The sequence below is a fragment of the Streptomyces sp. NPDC053513 genome (assembly GCF_044544765.1).
Lineage (GTDB): Bacteria > Actinomycetota > Actinomycetes > Streptomycetales > Streptomycetaceae > Streptomyces > Streptomyces litmocidini.
Genome location: NZ_JBITXP010000002.1, coordinates 148,597 through 164,604 on the forward strand (window position 1 = coordinate 148,597; position 16,008 = coordinate 164,604).

Below are 16,008 nucleotides of genomic sequence, written 5' to 3' on the forward strand. Positions count from 1 at the left end.
AAGCACCATGTCTGAAGAGAAGACGCCCGGGGCGGCCACGGCCCGTCCCGGGCGCCGTACGCCGCTGGTCATCGCCGCCGTCGCGATCGTCGCCGCGATCGGCGTCACCGCCGCCGTCGGCCTCGGAGGCGACGACAAGCCCTCGGGCTCCGGCTCGTCGGTCGCCGAGGTCTCCGGCGTCACCGAGTCCACCCGGGCCGCCACCGTCCTCGACCGGCCGTTCACCAAGCCCGCGCTCGTCCTCACCGACACCAAGGGCGAGAAGTACGACCTGCGGGAGCGGACCAAGGGCAAGCCGACGCTCATCTACTTCGGCTACACGCACTGCCCCGACGTCTGCCCCCTGACGATGAGCAACATCGCCATCGCCAAGAAGAAGCTCCCCAAGGCCGACCAGGACAAGCTCCAGGTCGTCTTCGTCACCACCGACCCCGAGCGGGACACCTCCGCCGAGCTCGCCAAGTGGCTGCCCGCCGCCGGCGACCCCTCCTTCACCGGCCTCACCGGCGACTTCTCCGCCATCCAGGCGGGGGCCAAGCAGATCGGCATCGGCATCGACCCGCCGAAGAAGGAGAAGGACGGCTCGGTCGTCTCCATGCACGGAGCCCAGGTGATCGCCTTCTCGCCCACCACCGACCAGGGCTACGTCCTGTACGGCGAGGACGCGACCGTCGACGACTACGCCAAGGACCTGCCGAAGATCATCAAGGGGGAGAACCCGTGACCCGCCGCACCACCGCCCTGTCCGCCACCGTGGCGCTCGCCGCCGCGCTCGCGCTGACCGGGTGCTCGTCCTCCGAGAGCAGGCCCGATCTGGAGATCAGCGGCGCGTTCATGCCCCAGCCGGTGATGGACATGGCCGGCGGCTTCCTCACGATCAAGAACGACGGCGACACGGCGGACAAGCTGACCTCCGTCACCAGCCCGCTCTCGGACGACATCACCATCCACGAGACGAAGAACCAGAAGATGCAGGAGGTGAAGTCCTTCGACATCCCCGCGAACGGCGAGCTGAAGCTCGAACGCGGCGGCAGCCACATCATGTTCATGGAGCTGAAGTCGAAGCCCAAGCAGGGCGACAAGGTCAGCATCGAGCTGCACTTCGAGAAGTCCGACCCCATCAAGGTCGACCTTCCCGTCGAAGCGCCCAACCACAACCCGCAGCAGCACTGAGCTCGTTGACGGAGTGACACAGAGATGACAACCACCGCCCCGCGCCTCGGCAACGCCCTGGCACGGCTGCTGATCCTCGCGGCCGCGCTGCTCGGCACGCTGCTCGCCGGCGCCGCCCCCGCCTCCGCGCACGCGGCGCTCACCGGCAGCGACCCGAAGGACGGGGCGGTGGTCGCCACCGCCCCCAAGGAGGTCAACCTGACCTTCTCCGAACAGGTCGCCATGAGCGCCGACTCCATCCGGGTCCTCGACCCGGCGGGCCGACGCGCCGACACCGGCGAGATACGCGACCTGTGCAGCGGCTCCGTCGTCCGGTACGGGGTGGGGCTCCGCGCCGGTCTGCCCGACGGCACGTACACCGTGGCCTGGCAGGCGGTCTCGGCCGACAGCCACCCCGTCGCCGGTGCCTTCACCTTCTCCATCGGAGCCCCCTCCACGACCTCCGTCGCCCTGCCCGACCAGGCGCCCGGCGGCGGCCTGGTCGGCGTCCTCTACGGCATCGCCCGCTACCTCGCGTACGCCGGCTTCGCCGTCCTCGTCGGCGGCGGCGCCTTCGTCCTGGTCTGCTGGCCGCGCGGCGCGAGCGTCCGCCCCGTCCAGCAGACCGTGGTCCGGGGCTGGCTGACCCTCACCGGCGCCACCCTGGCGATGCTGCTCCTGCGCCATCCGTACACCGGCTCCGGAAAGCTCTCCGACGCCTTCGACCTGGCCGGTCTGAGGACCGTCCTGGAGACGAAGACCGGCGCCGCGCTCACCTCCCGGCTGCTGCTGCTCGGCGCGGCCGCGCTGTTCGTGGCCGTCCTCTTCGGCGCCTACGCCCGCCGCACCGACCCCAAGGAGAAGAAGGACCTCTCCTTCGGACTCGCCCTCGGCGGCACCGTCGTCGCCGCCGGCATCGCCGGGACCTGGGCCCTGGCCGAGCACGCCTCGACCGGTCTCCAGCCGGGCGTCGCCATGCCCGTCGACATCCTGCACCTCCTCGCCGTGGCCGCCTGGCTCGGCGGCCTCACCGTGCTCCTCGTCGCCCTCTACCGGGCGCCGTCCGTCGAGCGCTCCGCCGTCGAGCGCTTCTCCAAGGTGGCCCTCGGCTCCGTGGCCGTCCTCGCGGCCACCGGGCTCTACCAGTCCTGGCGCCAGGTCGGCTCCTGGTCCGCGCTGACCGGGACCCGGTACGGCCAGCTGCTCCTGGTAAAGATCGGCCTCGTGGCGGTCCTCATCGGCATCGCCTGGATCTCCCGCCGCTGGACCCGACGCCTGGCCGAACCGTCGCCGGTGGGAACGGCCAGGCCCGAGACGCCTGCCGTCGACGGGGATCTGGACCTGGACGGGGACCTGGACCAGGGCGAGGACCTGGGCCGGGACGAGGACCTGGACGAGGACGAGGATCTGGACCAGGACGAGGATCTGGACCTGGGCCGGGACAAGGACGAGGACAAGGACCTGGGCGGGGGCTCGGAAGCCGGGGCCCCGGGCGGCGCCGGGGGCGCGGTCGATCCCGTGCGGGCCGCGCAGCTCGCCCGGCAGCGGGCCGCCGTCGCCACCGCCCGGCGGAAGCGGGAGCGGGACGCCGACCCCGAGCGGACCGGTCTGCGCCGCTCGGTGCTGACCGAGGCCGCCGTCGCCGTCGTCCTCCTCGCCGTGACCACCGTCCTCACCTCGACTGAGCCCGGTCGCACCGCGGAGGAGGCCGGCCGGTCCGCCACCGCCTCCGGCCCGGCCGCCGTGCCCGACCGGCCCATCGACATCCGGCTGCCCTTCGACACCGGCGGCGTCGACGGCAAGGGCGTCGTCCGTCTCAGCCTCGACCCCGGCCGCACCGGCGCCAACGCGCTCCACATCTTCGTCGAGCGCCCCAACGGCAAGCCGCTGGACGTCCCCGAGATCAAGGTCGCCCTCACCCTGGAGGCGAAGGGCGTGGGCCCGCTGCCCGTCGCCCCCGACCGGATCCAGACCGGACACTGGAGCGCGAGCGGCGTCCAGATCCCGATGCCGGGCGACTGGAAGATCCAGGTGACCGTCCGTACCTCCGAGATCGACCAGACCACCATCGACAAGAACGTGAAGATCGGCTGAGCCTCGTGACCGACAGCGACAACCTCGATCTCTCCCGGCGGCGTCTCCTCGGCGCCGTCGGCGCGGCGGGCGCGGCCGGCCTCGTCGCCGGCGCGGCCGGTGGGGCCGGGATCTCCGCGGCCCTGTCCGACGACACCGCCGGGGCCGGCGGCGCCCCTGCCCTGAGCACCGTCGGCTCGACCGCGGTGATGTTTCACGGGAAACATCAGGCGGGCATCACCACCCCCCTCCAGTCCCGGGGCCATCTGGTCGCCTTCGACCTCGCCCCGGGTGCCGGCCGCAAGGAGGCCGCCGCCCTGCTGCGCCGCTGGTCGACCACGGCGAAGGTCCTGATGGCGGGCAAGGCCCCGGCCGAGGACACCGGAATCGCGCTCGACGCGGGCCCCTCCTCCCTCACGGTCACCTTCGGCTTCGGCCGCACCTTCTTCGACCGCACCGGGCTCGCCTCGCGCCGCCCCGCCGAGCTGGACCCGCTGCCCGCCTTCTCCGCCGACGCCCTGGACCCCCGGCGCTCGGAGGGCGATCTGTGGGTGCAGATCGGCGCCGACGACGCGCTCGTCGCCTTCCACGCGCTGCGCGCCGTCCAGAAGGACGCGGGGGACGCGGCCCGGGTGCGCTGGCAGATGAACGGCTTCAACCGCTCGGCCGGAGCCACCGCGAAGCCGATGACCGCCCGCAACCTGATGGGGCAGGTCGACGGCACGGGCAACCCGAAGCCCACCGACCCGGACTTCGACCGGCGGATCTTCGTCCCGGCCGGCGGTGCGCAGGAGTGGATGGCCGGCGGCTCGTACGCGGTGGTGCGCCGGATCCGGATGCTGCTCGACGACTGGGAGAAGCTGCCGCTGGACCGGCAGGAGAAGGTGATCGGGCGCCGGAAGTCCGACGGGGCCCCGCTCACCGGCGGCTCCGAGACCACCGAGCTCGCTCTGGACAAGCTCGGGCCGGACGGGAAGCCCGTCATCCCGGACAACGCCCACTCCCGGATCTCCGCCCCCGAACAGAACGGCGGGGCGGCGATGCTGCGCAGGCCGTTCTCCTTCCACGACGGGATCGGTCCGGACGGAACTCCGGACGCGGGGCTGCTCTTCGTCTGCTGGCAGGCGGACCCGCTCAGGGGCTTCGTCCCGGTGCAGCGCAAGCTCGACCGGGGCGACGCGCTGTCCGCGTTCATCCGCCACGAGGCGAGCGGGCTCTTCGCGGTCCCGGGCGGTCCCGCCGAGGGCGAGTACGTGGGCCAGCGCCTGCTGGAGGCCTGACCGTCCCGACCGGAGAGGCGCCCCGCCGGTGCGGCGGCCCTCTCCGGCGGCGACCATTAGGGTGACGTCATGTCCGCCACCCGGTACACCTATCTCGGCCCCGAAGGCACCTTCACTGAGGCGGCGCTGCGCACGCTGCCCGAGGCCGCGACGCGGGAGCTCGTCCCCATGGTCTCGGTCCCGGCCGCCCTCGACGCCGTGCGGAACGGGGAGGCCGCCGCCGCGCTCGTCCCGATCGAGAACTCGGTCGAGGGCGGGGTGACCGCGACGCTGGACGAGCTGGCCTCCGGCGAGCCGCTGATGATCTACCGCGAGGTGCTCCTCCCGATCGCCTTCGCGCTGCTCGTCCGGCCCGGGACCAGTCTGTCGGAGATCAAGACGGTCACGGGCCATCCGGTGGCCCAGCCGCAGGTCCGGAACTGGCTGCGGGCCCACCTGCCCGAGGCGGTGTGGGAGTCCGCGGCCTCCAACGCGGACGGCGCCCGGTTGGTGCGGGAGGGCCGGTTCGACGCCGCCTTCGCGGGGGAGTTTGCGGCGGCGACGTACGGCCTCGAAGCGCTGGTCACGGAGATCCACGACGCGGAGAACGCCGAGACGCGGTTCGTGCTCGTGGGCCGGCCGGCCCGGCCGGCGGCTCCGACGGGCGCGGACAAGACCTCGGTGGTGCTGTGGCTGGGTGACGATCATCCGGGTGCCCTCCTCGAGCTGCTCCAGGAGTTCGCGGTGCGCGGGGTGAACCTGATGCTGATCCAGTCCCGGCCCACGGGGGCGGGGATCGGGAACTACTGCTTCGCCGTGGACGCCGAGGGCCATATCTCGGACCGGCGGGTGGGCGAGGCGCTGATGGGCCTCAAGCGGATCTGCCCCAAGGTGCGGTTCCTCGGCTCGTACCCCCGGGCGGGCGTCTCGGCGGAGGACGTGTCGGCACTGCGGCGCGGGACTTCGGACGTGGAGTTCATGGAGGCCTCCGACTGGCTGACGAGGGCCCAGGACGGTCGGGCCTGATCCGATGGTGGAGGAACTCCCGCGTCGGTGTGAGCGGTCGTCCACAGGTACGAACCACTAGTCCTACCTGCATACTTTTCAGTTACCCACAGAGGTTATCCACAGGGCCCCGGTGAAGCCTGGGGACAAGTCGACACCCCGCCGAGACAAGGTCGACAAATCACCCCGCTCACCCCCCGCCCGTCCGTGCCCCATCCACAGCGTCTCCCCGGCGCTCCCGTCAGCGGCCCGCTGCCGACCCACCCGTTGGAGCGACCAATTCCCACCCAAATGAGTGTGTGAAGGGTGTTTGATCACGGAATTCCCAGGCACGATGAGGGAAATCCCTGGGGTCTTCTCCGTAGTCCACAGTTTTTCCGCACAGCCTGTGGATAAGTGAATGGGGCGACTCCGCCCGCCGACATTTCCACGGGTCTCAATTCGGGCGAATCAACACGCGCCCCCTTATCCGGTGGGGGCACGCGAACGCGCACCGGTAGCCTGGTGGGGTGATTGACCTTCGCCTGCTCCGTGAGGACCCCGACCGTGTTCGCGCCTCCCAGCGCGCCCGTGGAGAGGACGTCGCGCTCGTCGACGCCCTGCTCTCCGCCGATGAGCGGCGCAGGTCGTCCGGCGTCCGCTTCGACGAGCTCCGATCCGAGCAGAAGGCGCTCGGAAAGCTGATCCCCAAGGCCACCCCGGAGGAGCGCGCCGAGCTCCTGCAGAAGGCCGAGCAGCTCAAGGCCGACGTCAAGGCCGCGGAGGCCGAGCAGAACGAGGCCGACGAGACGGCCAAGCAGCTTCTGCTCCAGCTCGGGAACCTCGTCCACCCGGACGTCCCGGTCGGCGGCGAGGAGGACTTCGTCGTCCTCGAGACGCACGGCACCATCCGCGACTTCGCGGCCGAGGGCTTCGAGCCCAAGGACCACCTGGAGCTGGGCGAGACGCTCGGCGCCATCGACGTCGAGCGGGGCGCCAAGGTCTCCGGCTCGCGCTTCTACTACCTGACCGGCGTCGGCGCCCTCCTGGAGCTCGCCCTGGTCAACGCGGCGATCGCCCAGGCCACCGAGGCCGGCTTCATCCCCATGCTGACCCCGGCGCTGGTCCGTCCGCGCGCCATGGAGGGCACCGGCTTCCTCGGCCAGGCCGCGGAGAACGTGTACCACCTGGAGAAGGACGACTACTACCTCGTCGGCACGTCCGAGGTGCCCCTCGCCGCGTACCACATGGACGAGATCATCGAGGCCGACAAGCTGCCGCTGCGGTACGCGGGCTTCTCGCCCTGCTTCCGCCGCGAGGCCGGCACGTACGGCAAGGACACCCGGGGCATCTTCCGCGTCCACCAGTTCGACAAGGTCGAGATGTTCTCGTACGTCGCTCCGGAGGACGCCGAGGCCGAGCACAAGCGGCTCCTGGAGTGGGAGAAGCAGTGGCTGACCTCGCTGGAGCTGCCGTTCCAGGTCATCGACGTCGCCACCGGTGACCTCGGCGCCTCCGCCTCCCGCAAGTTCGACTGTGAGGCGTGGATCCCGACGCAGGGCAAGTACCGCGAGCTGACCTCCGCCTCGAACTGCGACAGCTTCCAGGCCCGCCGCCTCTCCGTCCGTCTGCGCGACGACAAGGACGGCAAGAAGGTCGTGCAGCCGCTGGCCACCCTGAACGGCACGCTGTGCGCCGTACCGCGCACGATCGTGGCGATCCTCGAGAACCACCAGCTGGCCGACGGTTCCGTGCGGGTGCCCGAGGTGCTCCGTCCGTACCTCGGCGGACGCGAGGTCCTGGAGCCGATCGCCAAGTGAGCCCCTTCCCCTACCGCCTGGTCGCGACGGACCTCGACGGCACGCTGCTGCGGTCCGACGAGTCCGTCTCGGACCGCACGCGGGACGCGCTCGCCGCCGCGACGGCGGCGGGTGCCGCGCACATCGTGGTCACCGGCCGGGCGGTGCCCTGGACCCGGCACATCCTGGACGACCTCGGCTACCAGGGGATCGCGGTGTGCGGGCAGGGCGCGCAGGTCTACCACGCGGGTGAGCACCGGCTGCTGACCTCGCTGACCCTGGACCGGCAGCTGGCGGGGCTCGCGCTCTCCAAGATCGAGGCGGAGGTGGGCCCGCTGGCGCTGGCCGCCAGCCGCGACGGTCTGGAGGGCGAGGTCCTGATGGGCCCCGGCTACCGGGCCCACGAGGGACCGCTGCCGTACGTGCCGTACGAGGACCCGGCGGAGCTGTGGGCGGCGCCGCTGACCAAGCTGTACATGCAGCATCCGACGCTGTCCGACGACGAGCTGACCCGGGCCGCGCGGGAGACGGTCGGCGGGCTCGTCGACGTCGTCATGGCGGGCCCGGGCATCGTGGAGATCCTCCCGCTCGGACTCAGCAAGGCGACCGGACTGTCGCTCGCGGCGCGCCGGCTCGGTGTGAAGGCGGCGGAGACGATCGCCTTCGGTGACATGCCGAACGACATCCCGATGTTCGGCTGGGCGGCGCACGGCGTGGCCATGGGCAACGCCCACGAGGAGCTGCGGGCGGTGGCGGACGAGGTGACGGCCTCGAACGAGGAGGACGGCATCGCGCTCGTCCTGGAGCGCCTGCTGGCGGCCTGACCCGCCGGTACCCGTGCGAAGGCCCGCTCCCCGGAGGGAGCGGGCCTTCGCGGGTTGACGGCCCGCGCGGACCGGGGTCCGTGCGCTCGAAGCGGCCGCACCCGGGGGAACCCCCGTGTCCCCCGCGGACAACTAGTGTGCGTCGGGCGGCCGTTCGAGGGCGACCGGTTTTCCACCGGTCGGCGCTCCGCGGGTCAGCGGGTGGCAGGCCAGGCCGATCGCCAGTGAGATCGCGTGACCGAGGTCGGTGTACGTACGGTCGGTGGCGAGCGGCACGAGGAAGAACGCGACCACCGCGGCGAGGTAGAACAGGCGCCAGGGGTACGGCAGCCGGTAGGTCAGGATCCCGGCCGAGGCGGCGAGGCCGTAGCTGACCCCGATGTCGACGACGTGCGCCATGCTGCGCGGCACGTCGTGGAGCTGGATGGCCGCCAGGACCACCTGCTGGCTGACGAGCGTGGCCGCGATGTGGGCGGTGGCGACGGTGAGGAGCCACTTCGGGGTGCCGAGCCAGCGTTCCACGGGGGCGTGGAAGACCTCGAAGAGCACCGCGTACAGCAGGAAGTCCGCCGGGTTCTCGATCCAGAACGCACTGCCCAGCAGGGCCCGCATCGGGTGGTGCGCGAGCTGGTGGAGATTGCTGCTGTTGCGGTGGAGGAGATAGGTCTCGAGCGCGGCGGGAGAGAGCGCGATGACGAGGCTGGTGATCGCGATGACCGCCAGCCACACATGCGTACCGGGTGACGAACGCACCCACGACCTGATCGGCCGGGACGGTTCGCCACCCGGAGAGGTTTCGCTCGGCACCTTTCAGTGCCTATCACCCGGACCTGGGAGAAACCTCAGAAATTGATCATGTGTCCGGCAATACCGTGGATCGCTTCCTTCACGGCCTCGCCCAGCGTCGGGTGCGCGTGCACGTTCCGGGCGACCTCGTGGACCGTGAGGTCCCACTGCTGGGCCAGCGTCAGCTCGGGCAGCAGCTCGGTGACGTCGGGGCCGATCAGGTGGGCGCCGATGATCTCGCCGTACTTCGCGTCGGCGACGATCTTGACGAAGCCGGTGGCGTCGCCGAGGCCGTGCGCCTTGCCGTTCGCGACGAACGGGAACTTGGCGACCTTGACGTCGAAGCCCTTCTCGCGGGCCTGCGCCTCGGTCCAGCCGAAGCTGGCGATCTGCGGCTGGCAGTAGGTCGCGCGCGGGATCATCGGGTAGTCGAGCTCCATCGTCTCGGCGTCCCCGATGGTCTCGGCCGCGATGACGCCCATGGCCTCGGCGGTGTGCGCGAGCATCAGCTTCGCCGTGACGTCGCCGATGGCGTAGATGTGCGGCACGGAGGTGCGGCAGCGGCCGTCGACGTCGATCGCGCCGCGCTCGGTCAGCGCGACGCCGGTGTTCTCCAGGCCGTAGCCGGTGACGTTCGGCGCGAAGCCGATGGCCTGGAGGACCTTGTCGGCCTCCAGGACCTTCTGGACGCCGTCCTTGCCGGTGACCGTGACGCGGACCTGCGGGCCGGACTCGTCGATGGCCTCGACGCGGGTGGAGGTCAGGACGTCGATGCCGAGCTTGCGGTACTGCTTCGCGAGCTCCTTCGAGACCTCCTCGTCCTCCAGCGGCGCGATGCGGTCGAGGAACTCGACGATCGTGACCTTGGTGCCGTAGTTGTTCAGCACGTACGCGAACTCGATGCCGATGGCGCCGGCGCCGGCGATGACGATCGACTTGGGGGCGTCCTCGGCGAGGATCTGCTGCTCGTACGAGACGACGCGGTCGCTCAGCGAGGTGCCGGGGAGCAGGCGCGGGCTGGCGCCGGTGGCGATGATGCAGTTGTCGAAGGTGATCGTCTCCGAGGTGCCGTCGGTCTTGGCCACCTGGAGGGTGTTCGCGTCGAGGAAGGTGCCCCGGCCGCTGAACTCGGTGATCCCGTTCTTCTTCATCAGGAAGTGGACGCCCTTGACGCGGCCGTCCGCGACCGAGCGGCTGCGGCGGAAGGCCTCGCCGTAGTCGAAGGAGACGGTGCCGTCGACCTTGATGCCGAAGGTCTTCGCCTCGTGGTTGAAGATGTGGGCGAGCTCGGCGTTGCGCAGCAGCGCCTTGGTGGGGATGCAGCCGACGTTCAGGCAGACACCGCCCCAGTACTTCTCCTCGACGACCGCGACCCGCTTGCCCAGCTGGGCGGCGCGGATGGCGGCGACGTAGCCGCCGGGGCCAGCTCCGAGTACGACGACGTCGAAGCGGTCTGACATGACTGACTCCCGAGGGTGGTGAGGGTGTTCGGCACACGTACGAGCCCACAGTAGTCCGGTCGCTGCGGCCCGGCCGGGGAGGCGAGGGAGCTCACTTGTAGGATGACTGGGCAACCGGGCGAATAGAGGATTTCGATGGCACTCAAGGCGGCGGGGCGGACCTCGCTGGTGGACTCCGTGGTGGAACAGCTGCGCACACAGCTCGCCGACGGGGAGTGGGCGGTCGGCGACCGCATCCCGACCGAGCACGAGCTCGCGCAGCAGCTCGGCGTCGGCCGCAACACCGTCCGCGAGGCGGTCCGGGTCCTCGTCCACGCGGGCCTCCTGGAGTCCCGCCAGGGCAACGGCACCTTCGTCCGGTCGACCGCCGACCCGTCCGCCGTGCTGCGCGGCGTCCGGCACGCGGGCGCGGCCGACGTCCTCGAACTCCGGGTCGCCCTGGAGGCCGAGGCCGCCCGGCTCGCGGCCACCCGGCGCGACACCCACGACCTGCTGCGGCTGCGGGCCGCCCTGACCGGTCTGCGCGAGGAGGGCGACCGGGACGCGGACGCGGACCTCGCCTTCCACCTCGCGGTCGTCGGCGCGACCCACAACGCGGCCTTCGTCGAGGTCTACCGCTTCTTCTCCGCGCAGGTGCACGAGGTCCTGGTGGAGGCCCTCGGCGACCGGGAGATGCCCCCGGTCGACATCGACGCCCACGAGGCCCTGGTGGCGGCCGTCGAGGCCGGCGACCCCGAGGCGGCGGAACGCCAGGCACGCGAACTGCTGCGGGTCCCGATGGAGACGGTCGCGGCCCTGACGGAGCAGAACCGATGAGGACCGAGGAAGAGAACCGCGTGCTCGTCGACGCCGAGGCCGGGCCACGGCCCTCGGCCGAGGGGGTGGCGGCCCGGCGCGCCCTGCTCGCCCACCCGGTGCTCCTCCTGGTCGGCATCGTGCTGGCCTCGCTCAACATGCGGGCCGCGCTGGCGAGCGTGGCGCCGCTGGTCGGGGAGATATCCGCCGCCTTCGGGCTCTCGTCGACCGCGAGCTCGCTCATGACCTCCGTGCCGGTGCTCTTCCTCGGCGTGGGCGCCCTGGTGGCGCCGTGGCTCGGGCGCCGGTTCGGCGCCGAACGCGTGCTGTTCGCGGCGCTCCTGCTGCTCGGCGCCGGCATCCTCGCGCGCGTGCTGCCGTCCGTGTACGCGCTGTACGGCGGCGGGATCCTCGTCGGCACCGCGATCGCCCTGCTCAACGTGCTGATGCCGGGCCTGATCAAGCGCGACTTCCCGGACCGGGCCGCCTCGATGACCTCGGTCTACACGGGCGCGATGATCGCCGGAGCCACCGTCGCCGCGGCGGCCGCGGTCCCGCTGGAGAAGGCCCTGGGCGGCGGCTGGGAGGCCTCCCTGGGCTTCTGGTCGCTGCTCGCCGCGGTCGCGGCCCTCGCCTGGCTCCCGCAGGTACTGATCGCCCGGGGCCGTACGGGGCACGAGGCACGGGCCGTCCCGGTCGGCGGCGCCCGCCCGGTGAACGTCTGGCGCTCGGCGCTCGCCTGGCAGGTCACCCTCTTCATGGGGCTGCAGTCGCTGTGGTCGTACGTCCTGATCGCCTGGATGCCGACGATCTTCACCGACCACGGGATGAGCCGCTCCACGGCCGGCGTGATCTTCGCCTTCAACAACCTGATCCAGGTCGCCGGCGCCTTCGTCGTGCCGCTGCTCGCCGGCCGGATGCGCAGTCAGCGCCCGCTGATCGTGCTGGTCACGACGCTGGTCGCGGCCGGATACGCCGGACTGATGGTGGCGCCCGTGGAGGGCGCCTGGCTCTGGTCGGCGGTCCTCGGCGTCGGCCAGGGCGGCGCCGTCGGCCTCGCCCTGACCCTGATCGTGCTGCGCTCCGGGGACGCGGTGACCGCGGCCGGGCTGTCCGGCATGGCCCAGACGGTCGGCTATCTGCTGGCCGCCGCCGGGCCGCTGGCCGCCGGCGCCCTCCACCAGGCCACCGGCTCCTGGACCCTGCCGATCTGCGTGGTCCTCGGCGTCTGCGCGGCCGCCGCGGGCGTCGGACTGCTCGCCGCCCGGGACCGTACGGTCTGACGCTCCCGGGGCGTCTACTCCTCTCCGGCCAGCTTCAGCGTGCGCAGCTTGTGGCCGGCGAACCAGGTGGCACCGAGGGTGACGGCGACCAGCAGCACGGTCGCCGTCGGCAGGGCCACGTCCGAGTCGACCAGGCCGTCGCCGGTGACCTTCTCGGCCAGCGCGAGCGCCCACTGCTGGACGCTGAGGGTGCGGGCACCGGAGATCAGGGAGCCGAAGAGCGCCTCCCACACCAGGGCGTAGACGAGCCCGATCACCACGGCGTGCCGGCTGACCGTGCCGAGCAGCAGGAAGAGCGCGCTGTAGGCGATGGAGGCGACCAGCGCGGCGACCGTGTAGGCGACGGCGACCTGCTGCCCGTTGCCGTTCAGGATGAAGCCGGCGATCAGCGTCGGCACGGCCGAGAAGACCATGGTGACGGCTACGGCCACGATCAGCTTGGTGGTGATGATCGTCGACCGCTTCACGGGCTTGGAGAGCAGGTAGACGATGGAGCCGTCGTCGATCTCCGGGCCGATCGCGCCCGTGCCGGCGATGACGCCGATCAGCGGGACCATCGTGGCGAGCGCGAAGCCGCCCAGGAGGTCGGCCGCGACCTGGTCGTCCGCGCCGTTGAGCGCGCGGACGGCCGCGGCGATGACCAGGAGCAGGGCGGGCAGGAGGAAGAGGATCGCCGCCCGGCGGCGGCCGAGGAGGGCCCGGTAGGTGAGCCGGGCGACAGTGGGGTCGTACATCGGGGTCGTACTCCTTTCAGGCCGCGACGAGATACGAGAAGACGGATTCGAGGGACTCGTCGGAGGGCGAGACCGTCAGCAGCCGGATGCCGCGCTCCCGCGCGACCTTCGGCAGCAGCTCGGTGAACCGTCCGAAGTCGACGGCCTGGATCCGCAGTCCGCCGTCCACCGCGTCGACCTCGATGCCGGCCGTGGACGGGTCGGCGATCAGGGCGGCGGCGAGCGCCCGGTCGTCGCTGGAGCGGACCAGATAGCGGTGCGGCCGGTCCGTCATCAGGCGGCGGATCTTGCGGAAGTCACCGGAGGCCGCGTGCCGTCCGGCGACGATCACCTCGATGTGGGAGGCGAGCTGCTCGACCTCCTCCAGGATGTGCGAGGAGAACAGGACCGTGCGGCCGTCCGCGCCCATCCGCCGCAGCAGGTCCATCAGCTGCATGCGCTGGCGCGGGTCCATGCCGTTGAAGGGCTCGTCGAGCAGGAGCACGGACGGCTCGTGGACGAGGGCCGAGGCCATCTTCACGCGCTGCCGCATGCCCTTGCTGTACGTGGCGATCTTCCGGTCCTGCGCGTACTCCATCTCGACGGTGGCCAGGGCCCGCTGGGCCTCCGCCGCGCCGAGGCCCTGGAGTTCCGCGTTGGCCACGACGAACTCCCGGCCGGTGAGGAAGTCGTACATCGCCTCCCGCTCGGGGACGACGCCGATGGAGCGGTAGACCGACTCGTTGCGCCAGACCGGCTCGCCGTCGAGGGTCACGCTGCCGGTGGACGGGTCGAGGAAGCCGCCCATCATGTTGATGAGGGTGGACTTCCCGGCGCCGTTGGGGCCGAGGAGACCGGTGACGCCGGGGCCGATCGACATCGTGATGTCGTTGACCGCCACCACGTTCCCGAACCAGCGCGAGACGTGGTCGATGTTGAGGATGCTCATGGGCGCGGCCCATTCCTTAGAGGGGTGGTGACGGGCGACGGGCGGGCGCTCACAGTCCGACCTTTCGGTAGCGGCGCATCAGGATGCCGTAGCAGGCGACGACGAGACCGAGGACGACCAGCAGGTAGACCGCGCCGGCGCCGGCCCCGACCTCCATCTCTCCGGGGAAGGAGGCGGGAGCGCCGAGGAACGCGTTCTGCAGGCCGATGACGAGGGTGAGGGGCGAGAAGAGGCCCAACCAGACGATGGAGCCGGTGTTCTCGGTGGCGTAGGAGATGCCCTGGAGGGTGGAGACCGCGCCGTAGGAGATGGTGAGGACGGCGATCACGGCGGCGACGCCGAAGCCGCGGCGCGGGGTGAGCGCGGCCATGACCAGGCCGACGCCGGCGAAGAGCACCGACAGGACCGCGACGGAGACGAGCCCCTGGCCGAACAGCTTGGCCTGCTCGGCGAAGTCCATCTTGGCCAGCATCGAGCCGATCCACAGGATGAGCAGCGGGGTGGCGGTGAGGATGAAGAGCGCCGAGGCCATCGCCCCGTACTTGGCGAGGACGTAGTCGACCCGCTCGATGGGGCGGGAGAAGTACAGCGGGACCGTCCGGAACCTCAGGTCGCGGGAGACCGACTGGGGCGCCTGGGAGGCGAGGAAGACGGCGATGACGAGCTGGAGGTAGACCGCGTACTGGGTGTACTCCATGAAGAGCTTGTCGGCCTTGGTGTACACCGAGATGGCGACGATGATCAGCGCGGGCACGCACATCACCGCGAAGAGCAGCATCGGCAGGACCTTGGACTTGGCGCTGCGGCCCAGTCCGTACGCGCCGCGCAGCGACTGCGAGAACAGGGACCGGCGCGCGTACGCCCGGCCGTGGCGCGGGCCGTCGTAGGACCGGTAGCCGATGTTGTGGATCCGGGTCGTGTCGGGGGCCTGGGAGCTCATCGAGCGGGCACCTCCTCCTGGTCCTTCGCCGTGAAGACCTCGGCGATGTGGTGGCGGCGCTGCTCCATGCGGACGAGACCGAGGCCGAGCTCGGCGACGGTGTCCCGCACGAGGTCGTACGTCTCCTCGCCGGCCGCCTCCAGGAGCAGGATGTGACCGGCGCCCGGAAGGCCGTCCTCCACGCCCTCGTGGACCGGGACGCCGGCCGTCGCGAGGGCCGTGCGGAGCGCCGCCGTGCCGTCGGGGTGGACGTCGGAGTCGGTGACCTCGACCGCGAGCGTCGTGGTGGTCCGGGTGAAGTCGCTGGTGGAGCTGGAGCGCAGCAGCCGGCCGCCGTCGATGACGACGACGTGGTCGCAGGTGCGCTCCAGCTCGCCCAGCAGGTGCGAGGTGACGAGCACGGAGATGCCGAAGTCGGTCCAGATCCGGCGGATCAGTCCGAGCATCTCGTCCCGGCCGACCGGGTCGAGGCCGTTGGTCGGCTCGTCGAGGAGGACCAGCTTGGGGTCGTGGACGAGCGCCTGGGCCAGCTTCACCCGCTGCTTCATGCCCGTCGAGTAGCCGCCCATCGGGCGGTAGCGCTCCTCGTACAGGCCGACGTGGCGCAGGGTGTCGGCGGTCCGCTCCCGGGCGGCGGTCGCGGGCAGCCCGGACATCCGCGCCATGTGGACGACGAACTCGGTGGCCGAGACGTCCGGCGGGAGGCAGTCGTGCTCGGGCATGTACCCGACGCGCTCACGGATCTCGGAGCCGTGGGTCCGGACGTCGAGGCCCAGGACCTCCGCGGTGCCCTCCGTGGCGGGGGAGAGTCCGAGCAGGATCTTGATCATCGTGGACTTGCCGGCTCCGTTGGCACCCACCAGTCCGGTCACACCGGGCCCGATGTCCAGGGAGAGCCGGTCGAGAGCGGTCACCCGGGGGAACCGCTTGCTGAGGCTTTCGGTGGCGATCACAGTCACGCTTCGACGGTAGTGGTGTGCGCCACAGCGGT

15 protein-coding genes are annotated in these 16,008 nt (G+C 71.4%); 9 read left to right on the forward strand and 6 right to left on the reverse strand.

All coding sequences use genetic code 11. From position 1 onward, the window contains the following. The first annotated feature begins 7 nt into the window (after window positions 1-7). The 7 genes from ACIGW4_RS03895 to ACIGW4_RS03925 all read left to right on the forward strand — a co-directional run bounded on the left by ACIGW4_RS03895 (window position 8) and on the right by ACIGW4_RS03925 (window position 8,091). Window positions 8-724: an SCO family protein gene (locus ACIGW4_RS03895; protein WP_399578322.1), complete on the forward strand. Its 717-nt coding sequence runs from the start codon at window positions 8-10 to the stop codon at window positions 722-724. Next, window positions 721-1,173: a copper chaperone PCu(A)C gene (locus ACIGW4_RS03900; protein WP_399578324.1), complete on the forward strand. Its 453-nt coding sequence runs from the start codon at window positions 721-723 to the stop codon at window positions 1,171-1,173. The genes ACIGW4_RS03895 and ACIGW4_RS03900 overlap by 4 nt, the downstream gene beginning before the upstream one ends. 24 nt (window positions 1,174-1,197) lie before the next feature. Beyond that, on the forward strand, window positions 1,198-3,246 hold the full coding sequence (locus tag ACIGW4_RS03905; RefSeq protein WP_399578326.1) for a copper resistance protein CopC: 2,049 nt from the start codon (window positions 1,198-1,200) through the stop codon (window positions 3,244-3,246). Window positions 3,247-3,251: 5 nt separating this feature from the next. After that, a complete protein-coding gene (efeB, locus tag ACIGW4_RS03910; protein WP_399578327.1) occupies window positions 3,252-4,505 on the forward strand; it encodes an iron uptake transporter deferrochelatase/peroxidase subunit in 1,254 nt (417 codons plus the stop codon). A gap of 69 nt (window positions 4,506-4,574) precedes the next feature. Next, complete coding sequence (gene pheA, locus ACIGW4_RS03915; protein ID WP_398707936.1) at window positions 4,575-5,510, forward strand: prephenate dehydratase; 936 nt, start codon at window positions 4,575-4,577, stop codon at window positions 5,508-5,510. Between the two features lie 488 nt (window positions 5,511-5,998). After that, the gene (gene serS, locus ACIGW4_RS03920; RefSeq protein WP_123453692.1) at window positions 5,999-7,288 is read left to right on the forward strand and encodes a serine--tRNA ligase; all 1,290 of its coding nucleotides are present in this window, start codon (window positions 5,999-6,001) and stop codon (window positions 7,286-7,288) included. Beyond that, window positions 7,285-8,091 (forward strand): HAD family hydrolase, encoded by an 807-nt coding sequence (locus ACIGW4_RS03925; protein WP_356901415.1) that lies wholly within the window; start codon window positions 7,285-7,287, stop codon window positions 8,089-8,091. Before serS ends, ACIGW4_RS03925 begins: the two co-directional genes overlap by 4 nt. Window positions 8,092-8,223: 132 nt before the next feature. On the opposite strand, the gene ACIGW4_RS03930 is transcribed toward ACIGW4_RS03925, so the two are convergent. Together ACIGW4_RS03930 and lpdA are read right to left on the reverse strand one after the other, a co-directional pair. Then, complete coding sequence (locus ACIGW4_RS03930) at window positions 8,224-8,844, reverse strand: rhomboid-like protein (RefSeq protein ID WP_398707939.1); 621 nt, start codon at window positions 8,842-8,844, stop codon at window positions 8,224-8,226. Between the two features lie 89 nt (window positions 8,845-8,933). Further along, window positions 8,934-10,337, reverse strand: coding sequence for a dihydrolipoyl dehydrogenase (gene lpdA, locus ACIGW4_RS03935; RefSeq protein ID WP_123453687.1), 1,404 nt, complete (start codon window positions 10,335-10,337; stop codon window positions 8,934-8,936). A gap of 135 nt (window positions 10,338-10,472) precedes the next feature. Here lpdA and ACIGW4_RS03940 point away from each other — a divergent pair, with 135 nt between their 5' ends. Together ACIGW4_RS03940 and ACIGW4_RS03945 are read left to right on the forward strand one after the other, a co-directional pair. Continuing rightward, entirely contained in the window at window positions 10,473-11,153 is a 681-nt protein-coding gene (locus ACIGW4_RS03940; protein WP_123453685.1) for a FadR/GntR family transcriptional regulator, read from the forward strand. Beyond that, a complete protein-coding gene (locus tag ACIGW4_RS03945; RefSeq protein ID WP_399578330.1) occupies window positions 11,150-12,415 on the forward strand; it encodes a CynX/NimT family MFS transporter in 1,266 nt (421 codons plus the stop codon). Before ACIGW4_RS03940 ends, ACIGW4_RS03945 begins: the two co-directional genes overlap by 4 nt. Window positions 12,416-12,429: 14 nt before the next feature. Here ACIGW4_RS03945 and ACIGW4_RS03950 read toward each other — a convergent pair whose 3' ends face one another. The 4 genes from ACIGW4_RS03950 to ACIGW4_RS03965 are packed head-to-tail and all read right to left on the reverse strand — an operon-like array spanning window position 12,430 to window position 15,970. After that, window positions 12,430-13,149 carry an ABC transporter permease gene (locus ACIGW4_RS03950; RefSeq protein ID WP_399578332.1) on the reverse strand — a complete coding sequence of 240 codons (720 nt, stop codon included), beginning with the start codon at window positions 13,147-13,149 and terminating at the stop codon, window positions 12,430-12,432. Window positions 13,150-13,165: 16 nt separating this feature from the next. Beyond that, complete coding sequence (locus ACIGW4_RS03955; RefSeq protein ID WP_123453680.1) at window positions 13,166-14,077, reverse strand: ABC transporter ATP-binding protein; 912 nt, start codon at window positions 14,075-14,077, stop codon at window positions 13,166-13,168. 49 nt (window positions 14,078-14,126) lie between these two features. Beyond that, window positions 14,127-15,017 (reverse strand): ABC transporter permease, encoded by an 891-nt coding sequence (locus tag ACIGW4_RS03960; protein ID WP_399578333.1) that lies wholly within the window; start codon window positions 15,015-15,017, stop codon window positions 14,127-14,129. Further along, window positions 15,014-15,970, reverse strand: coding sequence for an ABC transporter ATP-binding protein (locus ACIGW4_RS03965; RefSeq protein ID WP_123453676.1), 957 nt, complete (start codon window positions 15,968-15,970; stop codon window positions 15,014-15,016). Before ACIGW4_RS03965 ends, ACIGW4_RS03960 begins: the two co-directional genes overlap by 4 nt. Window positions 15,971-16,008 lie beyond the last annotated feature (38 nt).

Excerpts from the sequence above, each read along its gene's own strand:
- ACIGW4_RS03940 (WP_123453685.1), top strand. The coding sequence starts at position 10,473 with ATGGCACTCAAGGCGGCGGGGCGGACCTCGCTGGTGGACTCCGTGGTG.
- pheA (WP_398707936.1), top strand. The coding sequence starts at position 4,575 with ATGTCCGCCACCCGGTACACCTATCTCGGCCCCGAAGGCACCTTCACT.
- ACIGW4_RS03905 (WP_399578326.1), top strand. The coding sequence starts at position 1,198 with ATGACAACCACCGCCCCGCGCCTCGGCAACGCCCTGGCACGGCTGCTG.
- ACIGW4_RS03895 (WP_399578322.1), top strand. The coding sequence starts at position 8 with ATGTCTGAAGAGAAGACGCCCGGGGCGGCCACGGCCCGTCCCGGGCGC.
- ACIGW4_RS03945 (WP_399578330.1), top strand. The coding sequence starts at position 11,150 with ATGAGGACCGAGGAAGAGAACCGCGTGCTCGTCGACGCCGAGGCCGGG.
- ACIGW4_RS03950 (WP_399578332.1), bottom strand. The coding sequence starts at position 13,149 with ATGTACGACCCCACTGTCGCCCGGCTCACCTACCGGGCCCTCCTCGGC.
- ACIGW4_RS03955 (WP_123453680.1), bottom strand. The coding sequence starts at position 14,077 with ATGAGCATCCTCAACATCGACCACGTCTCGCGCTGGTTCGGGAACGTG.
- lpdA (WP_123453687.1), bottom strand. The coding sequence starts at position 10,337 with ATGTCAGACCGCTTCGACGTCGTCGTACTCGGAGCTGGCCCCGGCGGC.
- ACIGW4_RS03960 (WP_399578333.1), bottom strand. The coding sequence starts at position 15,017 with ATGAGCTCCCAGGCCCCCGACACGACCCGGATCCACAACATCGGCTAC.